This is a genomic window from Kribbella sp. NPDC003557 (genome assembly GCF_040610805.1).
Lineage (GTDB): Bacteria > Actinomycetota > Actinomycetes > Propionibacteriales > Kribbellaceae > Kribbella.
Window position 1 is genome coordinate 945,057 of record NZ_JBEXMY010000002.1, and the last position, 26,298, is coordinate 971,354.

The following is a 26,298-nucleotide window of genomic DNA, read 5'->3' on the forward strand; positions in this document are numbered from 1 at the left end:
TGCAGGATGGAGCTCGAGGCCGCCGGGATCAGCGTGCGGGGTCCGCACGCGCCGATGCTGCACGCCACGTCGCTGTCGGTCGCGGATCACCAGGTGGTGCTGCTGACCGGCTACCCGGGCGCCGGCCACGTGGCAGCGTCGCTCGGTCTGTCCGGGCGGCTGAAGCTCGACACCGGTTCGGTCCGGCTCGACGGCAAGGCCGACGCGGCCATGCTGCGACGGCGCGTTGCCGTGGTCGACACACCCGGCATCACGGAGCCGGACGACGCCCTGCCCGTCCAGACCGTGGTGGGCGAGGAGCTGGCGATCGCGGGTCGCAAGGCGGGACGCAAGGCCGTGCTGGAGTGGCTGAACGAGCATGACGCGGCAGAGCACGCCGACAAACGGTTCGAGCACCTCCCGGTCGCAGTACGGACCAGGCTGCTCACGGAGCTCACCGTGGCGCGCCCCGACGTACAGGTGGTCATTCTGACCATGCCGGACAGGCACGGAGGCGATCCGCACGAGTGGTACGAGCTGGGACGCGGGCTGGCCGCACAGGGGTATGGCGTGATCATCACCTGCGCTGACGCGTCCGCCCGGCTGCTGGACGTCAAGGCGGCCCGGATGGGCGAGACGGACCAGCCCGACCCGGTGCAGGTCACCCCGATCGCTCCGGTGGAGCCAGTCACCCCAATCGAAGAAGAAGAAGAAGTGGAGACAGAGGCGTGACCGCGCTGCGGATGGCCCTGAGTGAACTGCGGCGTCTGACGGCCGGACGGCTGCCCAAGCTGGCTGTGGTGGCGCTGCTGCTGGTGCCGGTGCTGTACGGCGGCCTGTACCTCTACGCGAACCACGACCCGTACGGCCGGCTGAACAAGGTCCCGACCGCGGTCGTCGTCGAGGACGAAGGTACGACGCTGGCGACCGGTGAGAAGCTCAACGTGGGACCGCAGGTCGCGGACGAACTGGTGAAGTCGAAGAGCTTCGACTGGCACCAGGTGAACCGTGCCGACGCGACGCAGGGGGTGTCGGACGGCAAGTACGAGTTCGCACTGGTGCTGCCGAAGACGTTCTCGGCCGACCTTGCGTCGAGCGCGGACTTCACGCCGCGGCAGGCCGAGCTGGAGCTGCTGACGAACGACGCCAACAACTACATCGCGCATACGATCGCCAACCAGGTCGTCGCGCAGGTGACGAAGACCGTGGCGTCAGAGGTGAGCGAGACCGCGGCGTCGCAGCTGCTGGCCGGCTACAACACCATCCACAAGAACGTGAGCTCAGCGGCTGCTGGTGCCGCACAGCTGCAGACCGGCTTGACGTCGGCGGCGACCGGAGTCACGAAGCTCCAGTCCGGCGCGTCACAGCTCAACACCGCGCAGAAGCAACTCTCGGCCGGTGCGACGCAGCTGGCCGCAGGGGCCACACAGGCTTCGCAGGGCGCTTCTTCGTTGGCGACCGGCGCCGCGAAGCTCGACAACGGTCTGGACACGTTGCAAGACAAGACGGCCTCGCTGCCGAAGCAGACGAAGCAACTCGCTGCCGGTGCGGACCAAGTTGCGGATGGCAACGAGAAGATCGCCGGTGCGGGCCGGCAGGTGGCGTCCGCGTCCAACACGTTGGTGAAGGACCTCAAGACCTTCGACACGCAGCTCGCGGCGCGGCTGAAGGCGCAGGGGCTCAGTCAGCACCAGATCAACCTGGTGCTGACGGAGACGGCCAAGCTGCGGACCCCCGTCGTACAGGCGAACACGAAGATCCAGTCGACGTCCAAGCAGCTCAACACACTCGCCACCGGCGCGCGCAAGGTCTCGAACGGCGCGTCTGCTCTGGCCAAGGCAACGCCCGCTCTGACGAACGGCATCCGTACGGCGTCCAGCGGGGCGCACCAGCTCAGCACCGGCGCCGGACAGCTCAAGATTGGGCTGGGGACGTTGCAGACCGGTGCGCAAAAGCTTGCTGCTGGTGAGAAGCAGGCCGTGACCGGACAGGGACAGCTGCTGACCGGCGTGAACAGCCTGGCGACCGGTGTCGGCCAACTGAAGACCGGTGCGACGCAACTGAACACCGGTCTGCAGAGCGGTGTGAAGCAGATCCCGAACCCGTCCGCGGACCAGCGCAAGGCTGTGGCGGAGACGCTCGGTGCGCCTGTCACGCTGCAGAACGTCTCGCAGGCCACGGCCGACAGCTACGGCGCCGGTCTGGCTCCGTTCTTCCTCAGTCTGGCCTGCTGGATCGGTGCGTACGTGCTGTTCCTGCTGGTGCGGCCGCTGTCGCCGCGTGCGCTAGCCGCTTTGCAGTCGCCGTTCCGCGTGGCGCTCGGCGGTTGGTTGCCTCCAGCCCTCTTCGGCGCGATTCAGGCCACGCTGGTCTTCGTCGCCGTCGTCCTCGGACTCGGCATTCACGCCGCGCACCCATGGCTGACCGTCGGGTTCCTGATCCTGACGTCATTCACCTTCGTCGCGATCCTGCACGCGCTGTCCGCATGGTTCGGCGCGGTGGGTAAGTTCCTCGGCCTGGTCCTGATGGTCGTTCAGCTGGTCAGCGCCGGCGGCACGTTCCCGTGGCAGACCATTCCCGAGCCGCTGTACTTCTTCCACCACGTCCTGCCGATGAGCTACGCCATCGACGGCGTCCGCCACCTGATGTACGGCGGCCCGGGCGCCTCGCTCGGCGGAGACCTCCTGGCGCTCGCCCTCTGGTTCACCGCCGCCCTCACGGCCTCCACCCTCGCTGCCCGCAACCAGCGCGTCTGGCCTGCCAAGAAGCTCCAGCCAGAACTGGCTCTCTAGCTGTTCACGAAAGCCGCGGTCTGGGTGATGAGCTGGTGGGTCGTCGGTTGGTCGAAGAAGGTGATGAGGGCTTCATAGGTGCCGGCCTCGGCGGCCGACGGGTCCACGACGTACCCGTAGTAGCCGTCGGTGTAGCCGACGACCCGGGTGATGGGGTGGGTGCTGTCGGACTGGAGACACGCGCCGTGGACCGCGAAGAGCTCGACCGGGAGGTTGATCCAGCAGACGTCGCCCATGGTCACCGTGCTGATGTTGAGGTCCAGACTCGGCGGCAGTGACGCGGCGGCCATCAGGGCCTGGCCGCGGGCGCCCTCCAAGCGGGTCTGGGAGATGCGTCCGGAGGGGTCGCCGGCGCCGTTGGTGCGGGACTCGGCGTCGACACGGCTCTCCACGACGGACGCGAGCTTCTCGGACTCGTCGACGGGTGGGACGGACCGGACCGGCAGCGTCAGCGTCGTACGGCGGATTGTCGGCGCGGACCGCGGTAGCTCGAGGCCCGGAGAAGCCAGCGCCTCACGGACCCGGGCAGCCAGCAGACCGCCCAGCCTGGTGACCTCGGTGGCACCGCGACCCTGACGAGTGAAGCGCGGACTGACGTCACCGGCCGCACCCTGTAGGAACCCGACCACAGCCGGAGCCAACGCGGCGCGGGCGGCGCCCGGCCAGTCGGCGGAGTACTGCAGGTTCTCCGGGCCGTACGTCGTCGGGTGGCACGCGAAGTCCAGCAGCACCGCCTCCAGCGAGCCGGACGCGCCGTGGAGCGCGAGGATGCCGGCGGTGTTGTCGTGCGGCCCGTTCTTGCGGTGCCGGTTGGTCCCGACGCCGACGACCTCGATCGAATGCCAGCTCGGCGTCACCGGCTGCCGCTCCAGCCGGGCCGCGCGCACCGCGCCGACCAGCGAGTCGACGAGGTCACATTCACGCTCGGCCGGGATCACCGGATGGATCTCACCGGTCCACCCGGACGGGCCGGAGTGGGTGTGCGAAGCGGACACCACGACCTGCGACGGCGGGATGCCTGCGGCGGCTCCGGCGGCCTCCGCGAGCTCCGATGAGAGCGTGCTCCCGGCCGCGATCGCGTCCAGCGTGAGCCACAGCACGCCCGGATCGTCCGCAGTCGACAGCCAGATCAGGGTGGCGTGAAGCGCGTCCGCGGTGCCGGTCGAGAGTCCTGTACGGGCCGCGTACCCGTCGAGCCGGTGGCCGGGCGGCGGCGTGACGTCCAAGGACGTCGCGGCCAGGAGGAGTTCGTTCACGTGAAGTCTCCAGCTGTCGTACCGGCTCGGATCGGACGATGCCTGCCAAGATATACGGTCAACACCGTAATTATCGAGGGCGCGGATGCGCGACGATCAGATCGGCGTACGGCCCCACCGGACCGGTGGCCAGGCGTTCGGCGCCGTCGAGCGAGTTGCCGGCCGCCGCTGTCAGTCTTGCTCGCGCGGGCAAGGCCTCGCGGACCGGCGTCAGCAACTGGTCCCCGGCGCCGTCGAACAGGCCGCCGACGCAGGCGACCGGCACCGGGCCTTCGCCTGCCAGTTGGGCGACCGCGGCGCTGATCGTCTCGGCGATGTCACCAGCTGCGTGGACCAGGAGCTCGACGGCGACCGGGTCGCCTTCGGCCGCGCACCGCAGGACCTCGGGGGCGAAGCGGGCCACATCGTCGACGAGCGTGGTCGACCGGTAGAGCGCGACCGGATCGAGCGCGGTGTCCGCGAGCTTCGTCATCGGACCGCGGCCGTCCCGGGCCCGCTGGACGGCGACCAGGCCGGCGCGGCCGATCGCGAACGCGCTGCCGGCGTCGCCGAACAGGTAGCCGTGCCCGTCGAGCTTGCGCCACGTACCGTCGCGATCCACCGCGAGACAGACCAGCCCGGTGCCGGCGGCGACCACCACGCCGTACCCGTCCGGTAACGCGCCGGCGTGCGCCGTGACCATGTCCTGGGTGAGACGCACCTCGTCGGCGTCCAGCAGCTCACCGACCTCGGCGGCGAACCGCTCGGCGGCGCCGTGGGCTTGCGGGTAACCGGTGAGGCCGAGCGCGACGACGTCCACCCGACCGTCCACCTCGGCCTCGGCCGCGGCGATGCGGATCGCGTCGAGCAGCTTGGTCACGGCATCAGGTCCGTGCGTGTAGCCGGGACCCTTGCCGGTCCGTTGGGACGGGAGGACACGAAGACGGAGCGCGGACTGGCCGCCGTCGATGGCGATGCGGGTCATTGGGTCGTCCCGGGTGGATAGTCCTGACAATTCCTGACACTGCTGACAGGAGCGTACCCACAGGTTCCCGCTACCGGGGAAGGGCTGCCTCGAACTGATTCAGCAACGCCGGCAGCTCGACACCGGTGAGCTGGATGCTCGGATGCATCCAGTCGTTGAGGATCGGGTCCTCGGTGGCCAGGTGGTCCGCGAGCTCGGTCTGGCTCAACTCGAACACGTGCGCCGGGTTGCCGGTGAGGTCGACGACGGTCTGCATCAGCCGGCCGACCTGGTCCTCCCACAGGACGTGGTCGTGCTGGTCCGGGCGGATCAGCAGGATGTCCACGTCGCTGTCCAGCTCACCGTCGCCGCGGGCGATCGCGCCGTACACACTTCCGTGGACCGGCGGGACCCGCCAGCCGCTGATCTCGTCGGCGAGCCGGCCGACCAGCAGACCGCGGAGATTCGCGAGCTGCTCGACGATCGGGGCGGCCAGGTGCTTGCGATTGAGGCGGTACAGCAGCGAGTTGCCGAGATCGTCGACATGGACGAGCCCGGTCGCGGCCAGCCGCTGCAGCACGAGCCGCACCCCCGCGACACTGCCGGAGCCGGCGAGCTTGTGGATCTGCCGGCCGGACAAGCCGTCCTCGGCCCGGGCCAGCACCTGCAGCACCGGCCCGTCGAGCGACGGCACCACAGTGCTGATCGGGCTGTTCAGATCCATAATCCGCACCACAGTAGTGATCACCGGACGGCTCAAGTAATCACCATGACGGGTCAGCTACCCCGGATCATTCGGTACGCCGGCGAGAAGTACCCTCCGCCGCATGCCTGATCGTGAACGAACCGCACTGGTGATCGGCGCCGGGATCGGCGGACTGGCGGCGGCGATCGGCCTGCGGCGCGCCGGCTGGTCGGTGAGCGTGCTCGAACGCGCGCCGGTCATCGCCGAGGTCGGCGCCGGCCTGACGTTGTGGCCGAACGCGGTGAAGGCGCTGGGCGCGCTCGGCCTCGACGTCACGGATCGCAGCGTGCCGACGATCTCCCGCGGGAACATCCTGACGCCGCGCGGGCGATGGGTGCGGCGGAATCATCCGGGGGACGTGGGTGTGCTCGCGATCCACCGCGCGGACCTGCACGACGTACTGCGGAAGGCGTTGCCGGAGTCGGCGTTGCACACCGATGCCGAGGTGACCGCGGTGTCGGTGGACGGGAGCGTGACGTGCGCGGACGAGGAACTGCGCGCCGATCTGGTGGTTGCGGCCGACGGGGTGAACAGCTTGGTCCGGCGGACGTTGTGGTCCGGGGAGGCGGTGTTCCAGCATCGGACGGTCTGGCGGGGTGTGACGGCGCCGGGGTCGGTGTGGCCGGTGCAGGAGTCGTTGACGATGGGGCGCGGGGTGCAGTTCGGTGTCCTGCCGTTGCCCGGGGAACGTGTGTACTGGTTCCTCACCGCGAACGAGCCGCGGGCGAACACGTCGTACGGCGATGAGCGGGCCGAGGTCCTGCGACGGGTCGGCGACTGGCACGAGCCGATTCCGGCGCTGGTCGCCGCGACGCCGGAGGATCAGGTTCTGCACAACGACATGCTGGACATCGATCCGGTGCCGACGTTCGTGAAAGACCACGTCGTACTGCTCGGCGATGCTGCGCACGCGATGACACCCGACCTCGGCCAGGGCGCGTGCCAGGCGCTGGAGGACGCGGTAGTCCTGGCCGCGAACGCGGACGACCTGCCACGCTACGACCGCGAACGACGAGCCCGAGTCCACCCGATGCTGACCGCGGCCCGAGCCAGCGTCACCCGCAACTCCGACACCAACCCGCTGCGCCACGCCGCTCTCCTGGTCGCGGCCCGCCTACTTCCCCCCGCCACCTGGCGCAAAGCCACCGCCCAATGGTCCAACTGGACCGCCCCCACCCTGCCGTAGTCCAAAAACAAGCACGCTTGATTCTTTTTGTGGGGCGTGGGACGCTCGGCTGGACGACGGTCTCGGTTGGGAGTGCGGCGTGCGACTGGACGAGGTGCTGGCGGATCTTTGGGCTGAGAGTGCTGAGCTGGACCGGCTGGTGGGTGGGCTGGCGGCTGAGGAGTGGGCGACGCCTACGCCGGCCGAGGGGTGGACGATCGCTCACCAGATCGCTCACCTGAGCTGGACGGACGAGGCTACCCAGCTCGCCGCGACCGACCCCGAGGCGTTCAAGGCGTCGCTGCAAAGAGCAGCGGCCAGCCCGACGACGTACGTCGACGACGGCGCCGCCGAGACTGCCGCGCTACCACCCGACCAGCTGCTGACGTACTGGCGGGAGACCCGCGCCGAGGTCGCCGAGGCGCTGAAGAAGGTGCCGGCCGGCGAGAAGGTGCTCTGGTACGGGCCGCCGATGAGTCCGACGTCGATGGCGACCGCGCGGCTGATGGAGACGTGGGCGCACGGGCAGGACGTGTTCGACGCCCTCGGCGTACGACGGCAGCCGACGAACCGCCTGCGGCACGTCGCGCACCTCGCGGTCCGCACGCGCGACTTCGCGTACCTGCTCAACAACCGCAAGCCGCCCACCGACCAGTTCCGGGTCGAGCTCACCGGCCCGGACGGCGACACGTGGACCTGGGGCCCGGAGGACGCGACGCAACGGGTGACCGCGCCGGCCCTCGACTTCTGTCTGCTCGCCACACAGCGCCGGCACCGGGACGACCTGTCCGTGCAGGCCGAGGGCGCTGATGCCGAGGAGTGGCTGGGGATCATCCAGGCCTTCGCGGGACTGCCCGGGAAGGGTCGGCAGGCGGGGCAGTTCGCATGACCGAGCCGATCCGGATCGGGAACGCGTCGGGGTTCTACGGCGACCGGTTCAGTGCGGTGCGGGAGATGCTGACCGGCGGGCCGTTGGACGTGCTGACCGGGGACTACCTGGCCGAGTTGACGATGCTCATCCTCGGCCGCGATCGGATGAAGGACCCGGGTCTGGGTTATGCGAAGACGTTCCTGAAGCAGCTCGAAGCAGGGCTGGGTGAGGCGCTCGATCGCGGCGTGAAGATCGTCAGCAACGCAGGCGGGCTCAACCCGGCCGGCCTCGCGCAGGCGATCACCGACCTGGCGGAGCGGCTCGGGCTGCATCCCAAGATCGCCTGGGTCGAGGGCGACGATCTGCTCGGCCGCGCGCAGGAGCTCGGACTGGGCCAGCCGCTCACCGCGAACGCGTACCTCGGCGCGTGGGGCATCGCCGAAGCCCTGCAGGCCGGTGCGGATGTGGTGGTGACCGGGCGAGTCACGGACGCGTCGGTGATCGTCGGGCCGGCCGCGGCGCATCACGGGTGGAAGCGGACGCAGTACGACGAACTGGCCGGCGCGGTCGTCGCCGGGCACGTGATCGAGTGCGGCTGCCAGGCGACCGGCGGCAACTACGCGTTCTTCACCGAGATCCGCGACCTCGGGCGGCCCGGGTTCCCGATCGCGGAGATCCACGCGGACGGCAGCAGCGTGATCACCAAGCACGACAACACCGGCGGCGCGGTCACGATCGACACGGTCAAGGCGCAGCTGCTGTACGAGATCGCCGACGCCCGGTACGCCGGACCGGACGTCACCACCCGCCTCGACACGATCGAGCTGGCCGCGGACGATCCCGACCGCGTCCGGATCTCCGGGGTCCGCGGTGAAGCCCCGCCGCCGACGTACAAGGTCTCGCTGAACAGCGTCGGCGGGTTCCGCAACGAGGTCGACTTCGTGCTGACCGGGCTGCAGCTGGAGCAGAAGGCCGAGCTGGTGCAGCAGCAGCTCGAGCAGGCGCTGCCGAAGCGGCCGGCCGAGCTGAAGTGGACGCTGGCCTGGACCGAGAAGCCGAACGCCGAGTCCGAGGAGGAGGCCAGCGTCTTCCTCCGGTGCGCGGTGAAGGACCCGGACCCGAAGGTCGTCGGCCGCGCGTTCAGCAGCGCCGCGGTCGAGCTGGCGCTGGCGAGCTACCCCGGTTTCCACGTCACCGCGCCGCCCGGCGACGGTTCGCCGTACGGCGTTTTCCGCGCCGGGTACGTCGACATCCACGAGGTGGAGCACGTCGTCGTACTCCCCGACGGCTCCCGGCACGTCGTCGAACCGGCGCTCGAAACGCGCCGGCTCGAACCGGTCGACGACATCGAGGCGCCGATGCCGCTGCTGCAGCTGTCCAGCGGACCGCCCCGCACGCGCGAGGTCCCGCTCGGCCGGATCGCCGGCGCCCGGTCGGGTGACAAGGGCGGCGACGCCAACGTCGGCGTGTGGGTGCGCGACGAGAAGGACTGGCGCTGGCTCGCGCACACACTCACGGTCGAGCTGTTCCAGACACTCCTTCCGGAGACGCGGCCGCTGACCGTCACGCGCTACCTGCTGCCGAACCTGTGGGCGGTGAACTTCGTCGTCGAGGGCCTGCTCGGCGAGGGCGTCGCGGCGCAGGCGCGGTTCGATCCGCAGGCGAAGGCGCTGGGCGAATGGCTGCGGTCGCGGTACGTCGACGTCCCGGAGGTGCTGCTGTGAACGACTTCCGGGAGTCCGTGCGGCGATTCATGGCGGCGGAGGTGCTGCCGCATCTCGATCAGTGGGAGCGGGACGGCGAGCTGCCGCGCGAGCTGCACAAGAAGGCGGGCGCTCTCGGGCTGCTGGGGGTCGGGTTCCCGGAGGCCGTCGGTGGTGGCGGCGGGTCGTTGCTCGACGCGATCGACGTGGTCGAGGAGATGCACTACGCCGGCGGATCCGGCGGCCTCGTCGCTTCGCTGCTGACGTGTGGCATCGCGCTTCCGCACATTATTGCTGCGGGCAACGAAGAGCAGGTCGAGCGGTGGGTCCGCCCCACGGTCGATGGTGAGCTGATCGGGGCGCTGGCGATCACGGAGCCCGGTGGCGGGTCGGATGTGGCGTCTCTTCGGACGACGGCGCGGCGCGAGGGTGACGTGTTCGTGGTGAACGGCGCGAAGACGTTCATCACATCGGGATGCCGCGCGGATTTCGTGACGACAGCGGTTCGTACCGACGGCCCCGGCGCGCGGGGGATCAGCTTGCTGGTGATCGAATCCGGGTTCGTCGTGTCGCGGAAGCTGGAGAAGATGGGGTGGCTGTGCTCGGACACGGCCGAGCTGTCGTTCGACGACGTACGGGTGCCGGCGAGCAATCTGGTCGGCGCTCCCGGCAGCGGGTTCGTGCAGCTGGCCGTGAACTTCGTGGCCGAGCGGTTGACGTTGGCGGTGCAGGCGTACGCCGGGGCTCAGCGGGCGCTCGACCTGACCGTCGAGTGGTGCCGCAACCGGGAGACGTTCGGGCGGCCGTTGATCTCGCGACAGACGGTGCAGCACACGTTGACCGAGATGGCGCGGCGGATCGACGTGGCGCGGGTCTATGTGCGGGAGGTGGCGCGGCGGGCGGATGCCGGTGAGGACGTGATCGCGCAGACCTGCTTCGCGAAGAACACCGCGGTCGAGGCCGGGCAGTGGGTGTGCGACCAGGCGCTGCAGCTGCACGGCGGCCTCGGGTACATGCGGGAGGCCGAGGTGGAACGCCAGTACCGCGACCAGAAGATCCTTGCCATCGGCGGTGGGACCACCGAGATCCTGACCGGCCTGGCCTCGAAGAGACTGGGGTTCACCGCATGAGCAATCGTGAGGCGATGCTGGAGAAGCTTGCCGCGCTGGACGTGGAGCACGCGAAGGCGCTGGCGGGCGGCGGGGAGAAGTACGTCACCCGGCATCACAAGCGCGGGAAGTTGCTGGCCCGCGAGCGGATCGAGCTGCTGCTCGACCCGGACTCGTACTTCCTCGAGCTGTCGCCGCTGGCCGGCTGGGGGTCGGACTTCACGGTCGGCGCCAGCCTGGTCACCGGGATCGGCGTGGTCGAGGGTGTCGAATGCCTGATCACCGCCAACGACCCGACCGTCAAAGGCGGATCCAGCAACCCCTGGACGCTGAAGAAGGCGTTGCGCGCCGACGAGATCGCCCGGGCGAACCGGCTGCCGGTGATCAGCCTGGTCGAGTCCGGCGGCGCGGACCTGCCGACGCAGAAGGAGATCTTCATCCCCGGCGGCGCGATGTTCCGGAACCTGACCCGGTTGTCGGCCGAGGGGATCCCGACGATCGCGCTGGTGTTCGGCAACTCGACCGCGGGCGGCGCGTACATCCCCGGCATGAGCGACTACGTCGTGATGGTCGACGGCGGCGCGAAGGTGTTCCTGGCCGGGCCGCCGCTGGTGAAGATGGCGACCGGTGAGGACGCGGACGACGAGTCACTCGGCGGTGCGTCGATGCACGCGCGGCAGTCCGGTCTCGCCGACTACTTCGCGGTGGACGAGCCCGACGCGATCCGGCTCGGGCGGCAGATCGTGTCCCGGCTGAACTGGCGCAAGCTCGGCCCGCCGGCCGCGCCGTCGTACGACGAACCCCGGTTCGCCGCCGACGACCTGCTGGACATCGTGCCGGGTGATCTGAAGGTCCCGTTCGATCCGCGGGACGTGATCGCCCGGGTGGTGGACGGGTCGGTGTTCGACGAGTTCAAGCCGCTGTACGGGTCGTCGCTGGCGACCGGGTGGGCGTCGGTGCACGGCTACCCGGTCGGGATCCTGGCGAACGCACGCGGTGTGCTGTTCAGCGAGGAGTCGCAGAAGGCCGCGCAGTTCATCCAGCTCGCGAACCGGGCGAACACGCCGCTGATCTTCCTGCACAACACGACCGGCTACATGGTCGGCCAGGAGTACGAGCAGGGCGGGATCATCAAGCACGGCGCGCAGATGATCAACGCGGTGTCGAACTCGACGGTGCCGCACCTCTCGATCCTGATGGGCGCGTCGTACGGCGCCGGGCACTACGGGATGTGCGGGCGCGCGTTCGACCCGCGGTTCCTGTTCGCGTGGCCGTCGGCCAAGTCGGCGGTGATGGGGCCGCAGCAGTTGGCCGGCGTGCTGTCGATCGTCGCGCGCGCGGCCGCCGACGCGAAGGGGCAGCCGTACGACGAGCAGGCCGACCGGCAGATGCGCGCGTACGTCGAGGGGCAGATCGAGGCGGAATCGCTGCCGATGTTCCTGTCCGGCCGGCTGTACGACGACGGCGTCATCGACCCCCGCGACACCAGGACCGTGCTCGGCATCTGCCTGTCCGCCATCCACTCGGCACCTGTGGAGGGCACGTCCTCCTTCGGTGTCTTCCGGATGTGAGCCCGATGAGAACCCCCGATCAGGAGCCGCGCGTGATCAACTCGGTGCTCGTCGCCAACCGGGGCGAGATCGCTCGCCGCATCTTCCGGACCGCTCGTTGTCTCGGGCTGTCAACCGTGGCTGTCTACTCGACCGCGGATGCCCGGATGCCGTTCGTGGACGAGGCGGACGCGGCCGTTCAGCTGCCTGGCAACACACCTGGCGAGACCTATCTGCGGGCCGATCTGGTCGTCGACGCGGCGCGGCGGGCGGGCGCGGACGCGGTCCATCCCGGGTACGGGTTCCTGTCGGAGAACGCCGCGTTCGCGCAGGCGGTGATCGACGCCGGGCTGACCTGGATCGGTCCGCCAGTGGACGCGATCTCGTCGATGGGGTCGAAGATCGAGGCGAAGAAGCTGATGGCTGCGGCCGGGGTACCGGTGCTGGCCGAGCTCACGCCCGCCGAGGTGTCCGCGGACGATCTGCCGGTACTGGTGAAGGCATCGGCCGGTGGGGGCGGGCGCGGGATGCGGGTGGTGACGCGGCTGGCGGATCTCGCCGCGGAGATCGACGCGGCGTCGGCGGAGGCGGAGTCGGCGTTCGGGGACGGGACGGTGTTCTGCGAGCGGTATCTCGCGTCCGGGCGGCACATCGAGGTGCAGGTGATGGCGGACCGGCACGGGACGATCTGGGCGGTCGGTGAGCGGGAGTGCTCGATCCAGCGCCGCCATCAGAAGGTCGTCGAGGAGGCGCCGTCACCGCTGGTCGAGCGGCTGCCGTCGATGCGGCCGCGGCTGTTCGACGCGGCCCGGAAGGCGGCCGCGGCGATCAACTACGTGGGGGCCGGGACGGTCGAGTTCCTCGCGGACGAGGACGGCAACTTCTACTTCCTCGAGATGAACACGCGGCTCCAGGTGGAGCATCCGGTGACCGAGGAGACCACCGGCCTCGACCTCGTCGAACTCCAACTCGCCGTCGCAGCCGACGAACACCTCCCACCGGAGCCGCCGCCAACCGTCGGCCATGCGATCGAGGTCCGCCTGTACGCCGAAGACCCGTTGCACGACTGGCAACCACAGACAGGAACACTCCAGCGCTTCGCGCTGGAGCAGGAGGTGCGGACGGCCGCTGACCCGGGCCAGGTCAGGTCCCGGCACACGGGAGTTCGGGTGGACTCCGGGGTGGAGAGCGGGTCGGAGGTTTCGGCGTACTACGACGCGATGCTGGCGAAGGTGATTGCGTTCGGGACTGATCGCGCGGCGGTGGCTCGGCGGTTGGGCGGGGTGTTGGAGCGGGCGGTGATTCATGGGGTGGGGACCAATCGGGACCTGCTGGCATGGGTTCTGCGGCATCCGGCGTTTCTTGCGGGGGATACCGACACCTCGTTCTTCGACACGCACGGTGTGGGCCCGGCGGTGGACGACGCGGTCGTGCGCGTGTCGGCTCTGGCTGCTGCTCTGGCGGATTCCGCTGGGCGGGTGGGGCCTGTGCGGGTGCCCAGCGGGTGGCGGAACCTGGCCTCGCAGCCACAGCGGAAGAGCTATCGGTACGGCGACGAGATGGTCGAGGTCGAGTACCGCCTGACGCGGGACGGGTTGGTTGTCGACGACGGCATCCAGCTGATTTCCCTGGACCATGGGCGAGTAGTGCTCGAGGTCGACGGTGTGCGCAGGGCGTTCGACGTCACGGCGTACGGCGGGCTCACCTGTGTGGACTCCCCGCTCGGCAGCGTCGCGCTGCACCCGGTCGAGCGGTTCGTGGATCCGGCCGACCAGGTCGCCGCCGGGTCGTTGGTGGCGCCAATGCCCGGCACCGTGATCCGGGTCGGCGTCGCGGTCGGTGACGTGGTGAAGCAGGGACAGCCGCTGCTCTGGCTGGAGGCGATGAAGATGGAACACACGATCGCCGCCCCGGCGGACGGCGTGGTCGGTGAGTTGAAGGTGGCAGCAGGACAACAGGTCGAGGTCGGCGCCGTACTGGCTGTGGTTGGGGAGGACGTATGAGTTTCGTCGAGTCGGAAGAGCGTCAGCAGCTGCGCAAGGTCGTCGCTGAGCTCGGGAAGAAGTACGGCTACGAGTGGTTCAACCGGCAGGCGCGGACCGGCGGTCACACCACCGAGCTGTGGCTGGAGGCCGGCAAGCTCGGGTTCCTCGGCGTCAACCTCCCCGAGGAGTACGGCGGCGGTGGCGGCGGCATGGCCGACCTGTCGATCGTCCTCGAGGAGCTCGGCGCGGCCGGATGCCCGCTGCTGATGATGGTCGTGTCGCCGTCGATCTGCGGCACCGTGATCTCCCGCTTCGGCACCGGCCAGCAGAAGCAGCACTGGCTGCCCGGCCTCGCCGACGGGACGACGATCATGGCGTTCGCGATCACCGAGCCGGACGCCGGCTCGAACTCGCACCAGATCACCACCACGGCCCGCCGGACCGACGACGGCTGGTCATTGACCGGGCGCAAGGTGTACATCTCCGGACTCGACGTCGCGAAAGCCGTCCTGGTCGTCGGCCGCACCGAGGACGCCCGCACCGGCAAGCTCAAGCCGGCGCTGTTCATCGTCCCGACCGACGCGCCGGGCGTCGAGTTCCAGCAGATCGAGATGGACCTGATCAGCCCGGACAAGCAGTACGCGCTGTTCCTCGACGACGTACAGCTGCCGCGCGAGGCGCTCGTCGGGGCCGAGGACGCGGCGCTCCTGCAGCTGTTCGCGGGGCTCAACCCGGAGCGGATCATGGCGTCCGCGTTCGCGATCGGCATCGCCCGGCACGCGCTCGGCAAGGCGACGGCGTACGTCAAGGAACGCCAGGTGTGGAAGCAGCCGATCGGCGCCCACCAGGGCATCGCGCACCCGCTCGCCCAGATCAAGATCGAGCTCGAGCTGGCCCGGCTGATGATGCAGAAGGCGGCGGCGCTGTACGACGCGGGCGACGACCTGGCGGCGGGTGAGGCGGCGAACATGGCGAAGTACGCCGCGGGCGAGGTCGCCGTACGAGCCACCGACCAGGCCGTGCAATCGCTCGGCGGGAACGGTATGACGGTCGAGTACGGCGTCGCCTCACTGGTCGCCGCGGCCCGGGCCACCCGGATCGCACCGGTCAGCCGGGAGATGATCCTCAACTTCGTCGCACAGCACAGCCTCGGGCTGCCCAAGTCTTACTAGCTCGTACCAGGAGGAGTGGGGCCATGATCATCACGAGTGAATTCCCGCCGGTCGAGGTACTCGACGTACCGATCCACGACGCCGTGCTCGGCAGAGCCCAGGAGTACGGCGACCGGCCGGCGATGGTCGACGGCGTCACCGGCAAGGAGCTCAGCTACGCCCAGCTGGACCACCTGACCCGGCGGGTCGCGGCCGGGCTGGCCGAGCTCGGTGTCCGGCACGGCGACGTGATCGCGCTGTACAGCCCGAACACGATCCTCTACCCGGTGGTGTTCTACGGCGCCACCCGCGCCGGCGCGACCGTGACCACGGTGAACGCGCTCTATACCGCGGACGAGTTGCACAAGCAGTTGATCGACTCGAAGGCGAAGTTGCTGGTGACGATTTCGCTGTTCCTGCCGGTCGCGACCGCCGCGGTCGAGGGCACCGACGTCGAGCAGATCTTCGTCTGCGACCAGGCCGACGGGTACCGGTCGATCCAGGAGCTGTTCGCCTCCACCGGCCCGGAGCCGTCGGTGACGATCGACCCGGCGTCCGACGTCGCCGTCCTGCCGTACTCCAGCGGGACCACCGGCGCGGCCAAGGGCGTGATGCTGACGCACCGCAACATCGCGACGAACATCGCGCAGGCCGAGGCCACGATCAAGCTGGGCGAGGACGAGCGGGTCATCGCGATCCTGCCGTTCTTTCACATCTACGGGTTGACCGTCCTGATGAACCTGCCGCTGCGGCTCGGCATCACGGTGGTGGTGCTGCCGAAGTTCGACCTGGAGCAGTTCCTGACCACGCTCCAGGACCAGCGGATCACGCGAGCGTTCGTCGCACCGCCGGTGGTTCTGGCGCTGGCGAAGCACCCGGCCGTCGACGCGTTCGACCTGTCCGCACTGCAGCACGTGATGTCGGCCGCGGCGCCGTTGGACGGCGAGCTGGCCGAGGCGTGCGCGAAGCGGCTCGGTCTGCACGCGGTGACGCAGGCCTACGGGATGACCGAGTTGTCACCGGGTACGCACGCCGTACCGCAGGACGACCCGGAGCCTCCGCCCGGCGCCGTCGGCAAGCTGTTCCCCTCGACCGAGATGCGGCTGGTCGGTGCCGACGGCAACGATGCGGACGAGGGTGAGATCTGGATCCGCGGGCCGCAGGTGATGAAGGGGTATCTCGGCCGGCCCGCCGAGACCGACGCCACCATCGACCGCGACGGCTGGCTGCACACCGGCGACATCGGCCGGATGGACGCGCGCGGCTACCTGTACGTCGTCGACCGCGTGAAGGAACTGATCAAGTACCACGGGTACCAGGTGCCGCCGGCGGAGCTGGAGGCCGTGCTGCTCACCGACGACCGGATCGCCGACGCCGCCGTCATCGGGGTCGACGCGGACGGCAACGAAGTGCCGAAGGCGTTCGTGGTGCCGATGCCCGGCGTCTCGCTGACGGCCGACGATGTCATCGAGTACGTCGCGGCGCGGGTGGCGCCGTACAAGAAGATCCGGCAGGTGGAGTTCATCGACGCGGTGCCGAAGGCGGCGTCGGGGAAGATCCTGCGGCGCGAGCTGCGGGCCCGTGAGGCCGCGCGTGAGTGAGGCCCTGAAGGAACCCCAGCAGGACCGTTCGCGGGCCACCCGGCAGCGGTTGCTGGAGGCCGCGGTCGAGTCACTGGCCGAGGTCGGGTACGCCGCGACGACGGTGTCGGTCGTCGCGGCCCGGGCCGGGGTCTCACGGGGTGCGGCGCAGCATCACTTCCCGACCCGGGCGGACCTGTTCGCGGCGGCGGTCGAGTACATGACCGAGGTACGGCTGGCGGAGATCCGCGCGCAGGCGGCCGCGCTGCCGAGTGGGGCGGGGCGGACCGAGGCGATCGTCGGGATGCTGGCCGACGTGTACACCGGGCCGCTGTTCCGGGCCGCGCTGCATCTGTGGGTGGCGGCGTCGACGGAGGAGGCGTTGCGGCAGCAGATCGTGCGGCTGGAGGCACATGTGGGCCGGCAGGCGCACCGGGCGCTGCTCGACGTCCTCGAGGTGAGCGAGCGGACGCCTGGGGTGCGGGAGACCGTGCAGGGTGTGCTGGACATGGCGCGCGGTCTGGGGCTGGCTGACCTGCTGACGGACGACAGTGCGCGGCGGCGGGGCATCGTGCGGCAGTGGAGCCGCATCCTTGATCAAGCCCTGCGCGATCCCGGGGTGTGACCGAAGGCGCTCTTGAACGTGTCGATGAACGCACTCGTCGACGCCCAGCCGGTCCGGTGCGCCACCCGCGTCACGGACTCCCCGTCCGCGAGCAACACCAGCGCCTCGTGCAGCCTCAACTGAGTCCGCCACTGCGGAAAACTCATCCCCAGCTCAGCCCGACACAGCCGACTCAACGTCCGCTCACTCGCCCCCACCTCCCGCCCCAACTCAGTCAGCGTCCTGGAGTCCGCAGGGTCGTCCCGCAACAAGTCACAGACCGCAGCCAGCCGCACGTCCCGCGGCGCAGGCAAGTAGGTCGGCCGCTGAGGCGACACCTGCAACTGATCCAACAACACACCCCGCAACCGCCCCCGCTCAGCAGTCTCACGGCCCTCCTCTGCTGTGTAGGTGAGGATGAGTTCTCGGAGGAGGGGGCTGACTACAAGAGCTGAGGGAGTGGTGAGGGCGAGGGGGTTTTCTCTGAGGCCTACGGTGTGCAGGGTTGTCTTGCCGTAGGCGCGGTGTTGGTGGACCGTGCCGGCGGGGATCCAGATGGCTCGGGTGCCCGGGGCTACCCAGCTGCCGGCGTCGGTGGTGACTGAGAGGACCCCGCGCCCGGCGTACACGATCTGGTGGCGGTCGTGCCAGTGCGGCTCGATGCCGCCGCCGGCCTCGATCGGTCGCCGGCCGGTGGTCGCGGGACGCTGGCGGGTTTCCGGCATGGATTGGCATTTTATCGGAAGCCGGACACGCCCCCCGCCACAGACGATCGACAGGTGAAGAAACCGATCGGACTGATGGCCACCGGCCACGCGTGCGTGGACATCTACCAGGGCTGCGTGCCGGCGCTCGTCCCGTTCCTGGTCGCCGAGCGCGGCCTCGGGTACGTCGCGGTGTCCGGCATCACGCTGGCCGCGACGCTGCTCTCCTCGGTCGTCCAGCCCGTGTTCGGCGTGCTCACCGACCGGCGCCCGCTCACCTGGCTGATCCCGGTCGCGATGACCACCGCCGGTCTCGGCATCGCCCTGATCGGTGTCGGGCACGAGTACTGGCTGACCTGGCTGGCGGCCGCGCTGTCCGGCCTCGGCGTCGCGGCGTACCACCCGGAGGCAGCCCGGATGGCCCGGATCGTGAGCGGCGGCAGCCACGTCGGGATGAGCTGGTTCTCGGTCGGCGGCAACGTCGGATTCGCGCTCGCGCCCGTCCTGGTCACACCGATCATCGCGACGGGAGGGCTGTCGCTGACCCCGCTGCTCGTCGTACCGGCGATCCTCGGCGCCGCGATCACCTCGTGGGCGATCCGCACACGCGTCGCCGTCACGGTCGCCCACGGCCGGACCGAGGGGGCGGACGACTGGCCTTCGTTCCTGCGGTTGTCGCTGATCATGATCTGCCGGTCGATCGTGTTCGTCGGCCTCGGCACCTTCATCGCGCTGTACGCCGGCCAGCGGGTCGGCGGCGGTACGACGACCGGCGGTGTCGCGCTGTTCGTGCTGTTCGCGGCCGGCGCGCTCGGCACTCTCCTCGGCGGTCGGCTCGCCACCCGCTACGGGCGGGTCCGCACGCTGCGAACGTCGTACGCCGTCGCCGTACCCGCGATCGCGTGCCTCGTGTTCGTGCCGGGACCGGCCTTCTTCGGCTTCCTCGCCGCGACCGCTATCGCCATGTCGATCCCGTTCTCGCTGCACGTGACGCTCGGCCAGGACTTCCTGCCCGGACGGGTCGGTACGGCGGGCGGCATGACGCTGGGGCTCGCCGTCAGCATCGGCGGTGTGGCGACGCCGGTCCTCGGCACCATCGCAGAGCACACCTCACTGCGGCTGGCGCTCAGCACGCTGATCGCGCTGGTCCTGTGCAGCACGCTGATCGGCTACGCCATCAACGAGCCCGCCTGAGCTACCGGTCGAACTTGCGGTAGGACGCGTCCAGCTCACGCACCTCGGCGGCGGCGTGCAGCGTCACGCCGTCCTGCGGCGCGATGAACTTGCCCAGCAACTCCAGCGTTGCCTCGGTCAGCCTCGCCTTCACCTCGTCGGTGCGACCGGGCAGCAGCCCGATGGACACCGTGACCAGCGCATGCCCCTCGTCCGCGCGGTCGTCGTACCCGTAGGCCGACAGACAGTCGTGCCGGATCAGCGTCTTGCACGCCTCAGGCTTGGCCGCCGCGATCTCCACAACAGCCTCGTGCAACGACCGGGTGAACCCATCGACATCGAAGGCGTCCTCCACCGGATGCGAGTAGTCGACCGTGATCTGCGGCATGCGCGCTCCTCTCCTACGCCGAACAACAGCACCCTAACGGCCCGCCCGCTCCGCAATCCGCCTGTCCACCTTCGCGGCGAGCTCGTCCGGTACACACTCGGCCAGGTGGTCGCGCACGAGCAGGTGGATGAACGAGTACTGCGCATGCCCGGTGCGGGCCAGCACGTGGCGATCCGCGGCGTACTGCAGGAACGCTCTGCGGTGCCAGGGCAGGTACCCGGTCCAGCGCAGCAGCGAGTCGTGCAGCAGCCGGGACATCGGTCCCGCGAGAACCGGCGGTCTGCGACGCCACGCCTTGGCAGCCACAGTGCCGACGACGATGCCGACGACTGCCTCCAGTTGCGGCGACGCCAGATCCGCTCCGAGCAGCACTGCGACCAGAAACGCTGCAACTGCTCCACCGGCGACCCACGGGTCCATCCGCCAGCCCTTGTCAGCCGTGCTGGGCAGATGGTCGGTGGGCAGCGACTTCACCATCCGAACGCCCTGAGCGACCAACAACCCCACCGCCACCCCACAGGCGTAGGCGGTGGCGTCACCAACGCTCAGGGTGATCCAGCTCGCCACCACAACCGCAGCCACCCGTACGCCGAGCAGCATCCGCCGCCGGTTGTTGTGGAACACGATCAGCTCGACACCGTAGGCGCCCGCGATCACCGCGGCCTCGACGACGAGCGCCGGCTTGGCCGTGAGCAGCTCGACCAGGCCGAGCGCGGCAACGATAACGGCGACCGTGACCGCCGTACCGCCGAACAGGATCAGGAGGAACAGTGGCACGCGGTCCGGTCCGCTGCCTTCGCGCTTCTGCCACGGATGCGGCACCAGGTGCACGAGCAGCAAGGCAGAGCCGGCCGCGGCGAGTCCTGCGAGTACGCCGTACTGCGCGACCATCACGAGCGTCACGCCGGCGGTCAGTGAAGCGAACAGGGCGGGCAGACAGACCGCATGCGTCAAGTCGTCCACCTCCGGCAGCGACAGCCCGTACCAGCCGTCGGGCATCATCCACCGCGGCACCGCGGTACGGTCGCCGGCGCGACGACGGGTCCACCAGGCCAGACACCACAGACGCCGTACCGCGGTCCTGGCGTCGTACTGCCGCGCGGCCCGGCGGTTCCGGGCGAGGACCTCGCAGATGTAGGTGTCGAAGAGCTCCCGGCGCAGGTCTGCGACGCCGCGGGCACTGACGTCCTGCGGAGCGCGGCCCTGGTACGCGAGGACCATCACGTTGAGCATCAGCGGCGAGTTGACCAGTTCCCAGAGCGCGTCGTCCTGCTCGATCGCCGCACGTGCGCCGTCGAGCGCGGGGCCGACAGCGGCGAAGTAGTCGAGGACCTGTTCCCTCGTGAGCGGTCTGATGTGCACAGCACCGAACAGCCGGAGCTTCTGCGGCAGGCGCTCGTAGTCGTTCGTCCGGCACGTCACCGCGAGCTGACCGATGCGGTAGTTGTGGCGAAGCCCCTCCAGCACCGGCGCGAGTTTGGCGCGGTGCGGTTCGGCGATCTCGTCCAGTCCGTCGAGCAGCAGCGTCAGCTGACCGTCGCCCAGCCAGGTGCGTCCGACAGCGGGCGGAATGCCGTAGCGGTCGTCGAGTTCGTACAGCAGCCAGCGGACGAAGCCGGCGACCAGCGGGCTGTCGTCAGGGTCGTCGTCCTTCTGGTACGACGTCTGCGCGGACCAGCCGGCCAGGTCCACCACCACCGGCAGGGCGCGCTCCTTGTCGGCCTGTGCCTGCTCGGCGAGGTTCCGGGCGAGGTTGAGGAGCAGCGTGGTCTTGCCGGCACCTGGAGCGCCGAGGATGAGCATCGAGTCCTGGAGCTCGTCGAAGACACCTGCGATGTCCGCTTCGTTCGGAACCCGGCGCGGCGCACTGTCCAGCGGCTGGACGAACAGGTCGTACGGGCGGACCACGACGCCCGGATGCTCGTCCAGCGCCAGCGCGATCCGGGTGCGGGCGGCCAGCGAACCGGCGCGACGTTCGGAGTAGTACCGGTCGATGCGGGCGAGCGCGTTCGGGCGGTTGCGCGGCTGGTCGGCGGCGCGCCGCGAGATCCGCGGCAGGCGGCGGTCGCGGAGCTCGAACAGCGCGGTCAGCACGGCGACGATCCAGAGGATCCCGATCACCGGCCACACCCAGCCGACGTACGGCGCGAGGAACTCCGGAGCAGTGCCGCCGGTGCCGACGTTGATCGCGATCGGCAGCAGCACCAGGCCGAGCGAGACAGTGGCCACGAGCACGACGCCACGCAGCACGGCCCGCATCCTCACACTCGGAGCGTAACGGTCCGTAAGCCCACCGTCCCGCCGGAGCGCGTCCTTGCAGCCGGGCCTGCTGCGTCGTCGTACAGGGGGTCGTCCAGTGGGCGGTCCGTGGGTGGGGAATGGTTGTCGGTTCACATACATTGGTTGGTGATATGACTACGGAGCGAATCGACCGGGCGGGTGTGGGGCTCCGGTCGGAGCGAGGTCCGATTCTGCTCGCGGTGATGCTGAGCATCGGGCTGGTTGCGATCGATGCGACGATCCTGGCCACCGCCGTACCGTCGGTCGTCGCCGACCTCGGCGGGTTCACCCAGTTCCCCTGGCTGTTCTCGATCTACCTGCTCGCGCAGGCGGTGTCGGTGCCGATCTACGGCAAGCTCGCGGACCAGCGCGGCCGCAAGCCGATCATGTTGCTCGGCGTCGGGCTGTTCGTGCTCGGGTCGGTGCTGTGCGGGTTCGCCTGGAGCATGCCGGCGCTGATCGCGTTCCGGCTGGTGCAGGGGCTCGGCGCGGGCGCGATCCAGCCGATCGGGATGACGATCGTCGGCGACATCTACACGGTCGCGGAGCGCGCCAAGGTGCAGGGCTACATCGCCAGCGTCTGGGGCATCTCGTCGTTCGTCGGCCCGACGCTCGGCGGCGTGTTCTCGGACTTCATCTCCTGGCGGTGGATCTTCTTCGTGAACATCCCGCTGGGGATCGCGGCCGCCTGGGTGCTGGTCCGCCGGTTCGAGGAGAAGGTCGCGGACAAGACCGGCCACCGGATCGACTACACCGGGGCGGTCCTGCTCGCGGTCGGCGGTTCGCTGCTGCTGCTCGGGCTGCTCGAGGGCGGCGTGATGTGGGACTGGGACTCGGCGGCGAGCATCGCGATCCTGGCCGCGGCCGTCGTCCTGCTGGTCGCGTTCGTGTTCGTCGAGCGGCGGGCGGCCGAGCCGATCCTGCCGCTGTGGGTGCTCCGCCAACGGGTGCTGAACTCGGCGAACTCGGCCGCGCTGCTGATCGGGCTGCTGATGATCGGGCTGTCGACGTACGTGCCGCTGTACGCGCAGAGCGTCCTCGGTACGTCGGCCCTCGTCGCCGGGTTCGCGCTCGCCGCGATGACACTGGGCTGGCCGATCGCGGCGTCGTTCGCCGGGCGGATCTACCTGCGGGTCGGGTTCCGCACGACGATGCTGATGGGCTCGCTGATCGTCGTCCTCGGGTCCGGGGTGCTGCTCACGGTCGGCTCCGGGAGTTCGGTGCTGCACCTGGCCGCGGCGTGCTTCGTCATCGGGGTCGGGCTCGGCTTCTCCGCGTCGCCGTCGGTCGTGGCCGCACAGTCGTCGGTGGACTGGCAAACCCGCGGCGTGGTGACCGGCGCGAACATGTTCGCCCGGTCGGTGGGCAGCGCGGTCGGGGTCGCGGTCTTCGGCGCGGTGGCGAACGGCGTCGTCGCCGCGCGCCTGGGCGACGACCACGCGGACCTGGAGAAGGTGCCGTCCGGGATCCTGGCGCCCGCCATCCACGACGTGTACTACGGCGCCGCCGCGGCCGCGCTGCTCCTGGTCGTCGCTGTGCTCTTCATGCCGAACCGCATCACCGAGCGCCCGCTCAGGGCCTAGGTTGGCTGTATGCGTGCGGTCGACTGTGTAGGTGCCTTGATCCGCGACGAGCAGCATCGCGTCTATCTGCAGCGGCGTACGGCGGATCGGCGGTTGCTGCCGGGGATCTGGGACATCGTCGGCGGGCATCTCGAGGCGGGCGAGACGCCTGAGCAGGCGCTGGCGCGCGAGGTCGAGGAGGAGACCGGCTGGAAGGTCCGCGACATCGTCCGGACCGTCGCGGACTGGGAATGGGAGTGGCAGGGCCGGGTACGGCGCGAGGTCGACTACCTCGTCACCGTCGACGGAGACCTCGGCCGGCCACGCCTCGAAGCCGGCAAGCACGACGCGTCCGCCTGGGCGGGGCCGTACGACCTCGACCTGCTGATGGTGAACCGGACCGACGGCGACCGGCGACTGCGGGACCTGGTGGCCCACACGGTCCGGACACGGTTCACCGACCGGCTGCGGCTCGAGCCGATGACCGGTCCGAACGGCGTGGTCCCCGGACACGCGGCGGACCTCCAGCGGATCTTCGAGGACCCGTGGGTCGCGCGCTGGTACGACGAGACGCTGTCACTCGAGCAGGCGGCGGTGCGGGTCGCGGAGCACCAGGCGGGCTGGGAACGGGACGCTGCCGGCAAGTGGATCGCCTACGAGCGGGCCAGCGGCGAGGTTGCCGGGCGGGGAGGGCTGTCGCGAATTCCCGTCGAGGCGCCGGCCGGAGAGGCGATCGCCGAGCTGGTCGGCCCGGCGTGGGCCACAGACCGGCTCGAGCTCGGCTGGGCGCTGACCGAGCACGCCCGCGGCCGTGGTCTCGCCACCGAGATCGGCCGGGCCGGTTTGGAGTACGCGTTCAGTACCTTGGGCGCCGCGTCGGTGATCGCCCTCACCGAGCGGGTGAACACGGCCTCGCAGGCGGTGATGCGGCGCCTGGACATGCAGTACGCCGGGGAGATCCGGGCGGAAGGGTGGAACGCCGACGCCTCAGCCGTCGTGCCGGACGCGCCGTTCGCGGTCTACGTCGCCGATCGGTGATCACCTAAAGGTGACCTTGACCAGGCTATTTCCTGTCCATGGTCCCCAGTGGCTGTTCACGCCTGCCAGTTCTGGTCCGGGTCGCGGACCGGAAGCGGACATCTAGCGGTCCAGGGCGGTGACGAAGCGGGTCAGGAGGGCGGCGAAGTCGTTTCGTTCGTCGGGCGTCCAGTCTTCCATCGCGGCGGCGAAGCGATCGCGGCGGAAGGCGTGGACGGTGTCCAGCTGGGACCTGCCGGCGGCGGTGAGGACGAGGTTGGTGCGGCGGCCGTCCGCCTGGTCGGCCTCGCGGCGTACGAGGCCTGCCGTGACCGCGGCAGCGACGAGTTTGCTCGCGCGAGGCTGGTCGACGCCGAGGGCCGCGGCGACGCCGTTGACCCCGAGCGGGTCGGGCTCGGCGGCCTCGATCGCGTCGAGGACCTCCTGGACCGGGTCCGGTCCGCCGGACTGGACGGCGAACGTCCGGCGGGTCTGCCGCCGGCGGATCGCGATCATCGCCGCCTCGACCGCGGCGGCTGGGTCGGTCTTGTCCATGTCCGGCTCCAACTATATGCTTATTGACATGTATATGTCCGGTGACAACAAGCCTATCGGCTGGTGGCTGAAAGAGGTCGACCGCCTGCTGGAGCAGTCGTTCGAGCAGTTCCTCGCAGACGACGGGCTGACCCGGCGTCAGTGGCAGGTGCTCAACGCAGCGGCAGGCGGCACACCTGGAGGTGACGCGGGGCCGAACGGCCGGGACGGTGCGAGCGAGCCCGGCGGAGGCGTGAGCGGAGCGATCGCGGCAGCGTTGGCGCCGTTCCTCGGTGGGGAGCCGGCGGAGCTGGCCGCGGTTACGGAGCCGCTGGTCCAGCGCGGATGGTTGGTCGGCGAGACGCTGACCGCCGCCGGCGAGGACGCGCTGCGGGGGCTGGCCGAGAAGGTGCAGGAGCAGCGGCGGCGGGTGGCGGCGGGGATTTCGGAGGCGGAGTACGTGGCGACGGTCGACGTGCTCCGGCGGATGGCCGGCAACCTGACGTGAAAGGGGCTCCGAGTGTGACCGCCCAGGCGCGGCGGTCACACTCGGAGCCGACCACCTCAAGGGGGAGGTTCCCGGTGAGGTGTCGGGAGCCTCCGGTGTCCTACCGCCCAGGACACTCGGCCCTGCCTGGCCCGAGGTGTCGGCCAGGAGGTGGGTTGGAACGGCTGGGCGGCGGCGATACAGGGAGTCAGCCGCCAAGCCCAGCCGGGTCAGGTGGGCGGTGCGGTCCGGAGCTGAGGAGTGCTCCGGACCGCACCTCGGGTTTCGTCCGGAGCTGAGGAGTGCTCCGGACCTTCCAAGCGCTGCCCCTGAACGTGAGGAGACTCCAGGGCGCAGCGGACCGGGTCTGAGGAGGACCCGGAAGCGATCGGGTGTTTCAGTCGAGCGGGTCGGCCGGGCCGAGCAGGTCGTTGGTCACCTTGAGACCGGCGAAACGGCGCCGCATCGCCTGTTCGTAGCGGGCTGCCAGTGGCGCCTCCGCGACGTACTGCGCGATCACGTGCTCGCCGAACCAGACCCGGACTCTGCGCCGGTGCTGCCTCGACGTCATTTCCGCGATGGTCACAACCTCTCACCCCGTAACTCTCAGCCCTTGCAACCAGTTGGACTTACTGGTTGTCATGGCAGTAATGGTGCACGAGCCCAACGTGACCGCTCTAGGACCTGGACCGGACCTTTGCCGGACCTCTTCCGGTCCTC

At 69.9% G+C, this 26,298-nt stretch carries 23 protein-coding genes; 15 read left to right on the forward strand and 8 right to left on the reverse strand.

Features of this window, described 5'->3' with window-relative positions; all coding sequences use genetic code 11:
* Positions 1–6: 6 nt before the first annotated feature.
* On the forward strand, positions 7–711 hold the full coding sequence (locus tag ABZW60_RS10515) for a hypothetical protein (protein ID WP_355475486.1): 705 nt from the start codon (positions 7–9) through the stop codon (positions 709–711).
* Entirely contained in the window at positions 708–2,771 is a 2,064-nt protein-coding gene (locus ABZW60_RS10520; protein ID WP_355475487.1) for a YhgE/Pip domain-containing protein, read from the forward strand. The genes ABZW60_RS10515 and ABZW60_RS10520 overlap by 4 nt, the downstream gene beginning before the upstream one ends.
* Here the strand turns inward: ABZW60_RS10520 and ABZW60_RS10525 are convergent.
* The 3 genes from ABZW60_RS10525 to ABZW60_RS10535 form a co-directional block, all read right to left on the reverse strand.
* Positions 2,768–4,027: a hypothetical protein gene (locus ABZW60_RS10525; RefSeq protein WP_355475488.1), complete on the reverse strand. Its 1,260-nt coding sequence runs from the start codon at positions 4,025–4,027 to the stop codon at positions 2,768–2,770. The genes ABZW60_RS10520 and ABZW60_RS10525 overlap by 4 nt on opposite strands.
* A 70-nt stretch (positions 4,028–4,097) precedes the next feature.
* Positions 4,098–4,991: a BadF/BadG/BcrA/BcrD ATPase family protein gene (locus ABZW60_RS10530; protein WP_355475489.1), complete on the reverse strand. Its 894-nt coding sequence runs from the start codon at positions 4,989–4,991 to the stop codon at positions 4,098–4,100.
* Between the two features lie 70 nt (positions 4,992–5,061).
* A complete protein-coding gene (locus ABZW60_RS10535) occupies positions 5,062–5,694 on the reverse strand; it encodes a hypothetical protein (protein WP_355475490.1) in 633 nt (210 codons plus the stop codon).
* A 103-nt stretch (positions 5,695–5,797) separates the two neighbouring features.
* Between ABZW60_RS10535 and ABZW60_RS10540 the strand changes: the two genes are divergently transcribed.
* The 9 genes from ABZW60_RS10540 to ABZW60_RS10580 all read left to right on the forward strand — a co-directional run bounded on the left by ABZW60_RS10540 (position 5,798) and on the right by ABZW60_RS10580 (position 17,454).
* Positions 5,798–6,901, forward strand: a complete 1,104-nt coding sequence (locus ABZW60_RS10540) for an FAD-dependent monooxygenase (RefSeq protein WP_355475491.1) — start codon at positions 5,798–5,800, stop codon at positions 6,899–6,901.
* A 79-nt stretch (positions 6,902–6,980) separates the two neighbouring features.
* Positions 6,981–7,769 (forward strand): TIGR03084 family metal-binding protein, encoded by a 789-nt coding sequence (locus tag ABZW60_RS10545; protein ID WP_355475492.1) that lies wholly within the window; start codon positions 6,981–6,983, stop codon positions 7,767–7,769.
* A complete protein-coding gene (locus tag ABZW60_RS10550; RefSeq protein ID WP_355475493.1) occupies positions 7,766–9,475 on the forward strand; it encodes an acyclic terpene utilization AtuA family protein in 1,710 nt (569 codons plus the stop codon). The genes ABZW60_RS10545 and ABZW60_RS10550 overlap by 4 nt, the downstream gene beginning before the upstream one ends.
* Positions 9,472–10,584 carry an acyl-CoA dehydrogenase family protein gene (locus ABZW60_RS10555; protein WP_355475494.1) on the forward strand — a complete coding sequence of 371 codons (1,113 nt, stop codon included), beginning with the start codon at positions 9,472–9,474 and terminating at the stop codon, positions 10,582–10,584. Before ABZW60_RS10550 ends, ABZW60_RS10555 begins: the two co-directional genes overlap by 4 nt.
* The gene (locus ABZW60_RS10560) at positions 10,581–12,134 is read left to right on the forward strand and encodes a carboxyl transferase domain-containing protein (protein WP_355475495.1); all 1,554 of its coding nucleotides are present in this window, start codon (positions 10,581–10,583) and stop codon (positions 12,132–12,134) included. The genes ABZW60_RS10555 and ABZW60_RS10560 overlap by 4 nt, the downstream gene beginning before the upstream one ends.
* A gap of 5 nt (positions 12,135–12,139) precedes the next feature.
* Entirely contained in the window at positions 12,140–14,116 is a 1,977-nt protein-coding gene (locus tag ABZW60_RS10565) for a biotin carboxylase N-terminal domain-containing protein (protein WP_355475496.1), read from the forward strand.
* Positions 14,113–15,270 carry an acyl-CoA dehydrogenase family protein gene (locus tag ABZW60_RS10570; protein WP_355475497.1) on the forward strand — a complete coding sequence of 386 codons (1,158 nt, stop codon included), beginning with the start codon at positions 14,113–14,115 and terminating at the stop codon, positions 15,268–15,270. Before ABZW60_RS10565 ends, ABZW60_RS10570 begins: the two co-directional genes overlap by 4 nt.
* 23 nt (positions 15,271–15,293) lie before the next feature.
* Positions 15,294–16,850 carry an AMP-binding protein gene (locus tag ABZW60_RS10575; protein ID WP_355475498.1) on the forward strand — a complete coding sequence of 519 codons (1,557 nt, stop codon included), beginning with the start codon at positions 15,294–15,296 and terminating at the stop codon, positions 16,848–16,850.
* Entirely contained in the window at positions 16,843–17,454 is a 612-nt protein-coding gene (locus ABZW60_RS10580; RefSeq protein ID WP_355475499.1) for a TetR/AcrR family transcriptional regulator, read from the forward strand. Before ABZW60_RS10575 ends, ABZW60_RS10580 begins: the two co-directional genes overlap by 8 nt.
* Here ABZW60_RS10580 and ABZW60_RS10585 read toward each other — a convergent pair.
* The gene (locus ABZW60_RS10585; RefSeq protein ID WP_355475500.1) at positions 17,427–18,158 is read right to left on the reverse strand and encodes a helix-turn-helix transcriptional regulator; all 732 of its coding nucleotides are present in this window, start codon (positions 18,156–18,158) and stop codon (positions 17,427–17,429) included. The genes ABZW60_RS10580 and ABZW60_RS10585 overlap by 28 nt on opposite strands.
* Before the next feature lie 54 nt (positions 18,159–18,212).
* On the opposite strand from ABZW60_RS10585, the gene ABZW60_RS10590 reads away from it, so the two are divergent.
* Complete coding sequence (locus ABZW60_RS10590; RefSeq protein WP_355475501.1) at positions 18,213–19,331, forward strand: MFS transporter; 1,119 nt, start codon at positions 18,213–18,215, stop codon at positions 19,329–19,331.
* A 1-nt stretch (position 19,332) separates the two neighbouring features.
* Here ABZW60_RS10590 and ABZW60_RS10595 read toward each other — a convergent pair whose 3' ends face one another.
* Together ABZW60_RS10595 and ABZW60_RS10600 are read right to left on the reverse strand one after the other, a co-directional pair.
* On the reverse strand, positions 19,333–19,698 hold the full coding sequence (locus tag ABZW60_RS10595) for a hypothetical protein (RefSeq protein ID WP_355475502.1): 366 nt from the start codon (positions 19,696–19,698) through the stop codon (positions 19,333–19,335).
* A gap of 33 nt (positions 19,699–19,731) precedes the next feature.
* Positions 19,732–21,957, reverse strand: coding sequence for an NACHT domain-containing protein (locus tag ABZW60_RS10600; protein ID WP_355475870.1), 2,226 nt, complete (start codon positions 21,955–21,957; stop codon positions 19,732–19,734).
* Positions 21,958–22,109: 152 nt separating this feature from the next.
* On the opposite strand from ABZW60_RS10600, the gene ABZW60_RS10605 reads away from it, so the two are divergent.
* Positions 22,110–23,561, forward strand: a complete 1,452-nt coding sequence (locus ABZW60_RS10605) for an MDR family MFS transporter (RefSeq protein WP_355475503.1) — start codon at positions 22,110–22,112, stop codon at positions 23,559–23,561.
* 9 nt (positions 23,562–23,570) lie between these two features.
* The gene (locus ABZW60_RS10610) at positions 23,571–24,578 is read left to right on the forward strand and encodes a GNAT family N-acetyltransferase (protein WP_355475504.1); all 1,008 of its coding nucleotides are present in this window, start codon (positions 23,571–23,573) and stop codon (positions 24,576–24,578) included.
* A gap of 102 nt (positions 24,579–24,680) precedes the next feature.
* Here the strand turns inward: ABZW60_RS10610 and ABZW60_RS10615 are convergent, their stop codons facing one another.
* Positions 24,681–25,112: a MarR family winged helix-turn-helix transcriptional regulator gene (locus tag ABZW60_RS10615; RefSeq protein WP_355475505.1), complete on the reverse strand. Its 432-nt coding sequence runs from the start codon at positions 25,110–25,112 to the stop codon at positions 24,681–24,683.
* A gap of 28 nt (positions 25,113–25,140) precedes the next feature.
* On the opposite strand from ABZW60_RS10615, the gene ABZW60_RS10620 reads away from it, so the two are divergent.
* Positions 25,141–25,599, forward strand: a complete 459-nt coding sequence (locus ABZW60_RS10620) for a MarR family winged helix-turn-helix transcriptional regulator (RefSeq protein ID WP_355475506.1) — start codon at positions 25,141–25,143, stop codon at positions 25,597–25,599.
* 376 nt (positions 25,600–25,975) lie between these two features.
* Here ABZW60_RS10620 and ABZW60_RS10625 read toward each other — a convergent pair whose 3' ends face one another.
* Positions 25,976–26,149 (reverse strand): hypothetical protein, encoded by a 174-nt coding sequence (locus tag ABZW60_RS10625; RefSeq protein ID WP_355475507.1) that lies wholly within the window; start codon positions 26,147–26,149, stop codon positions 25,976–25,978.
* Positions 26,150–26,298: the final 149 nt, after the last annotated feature.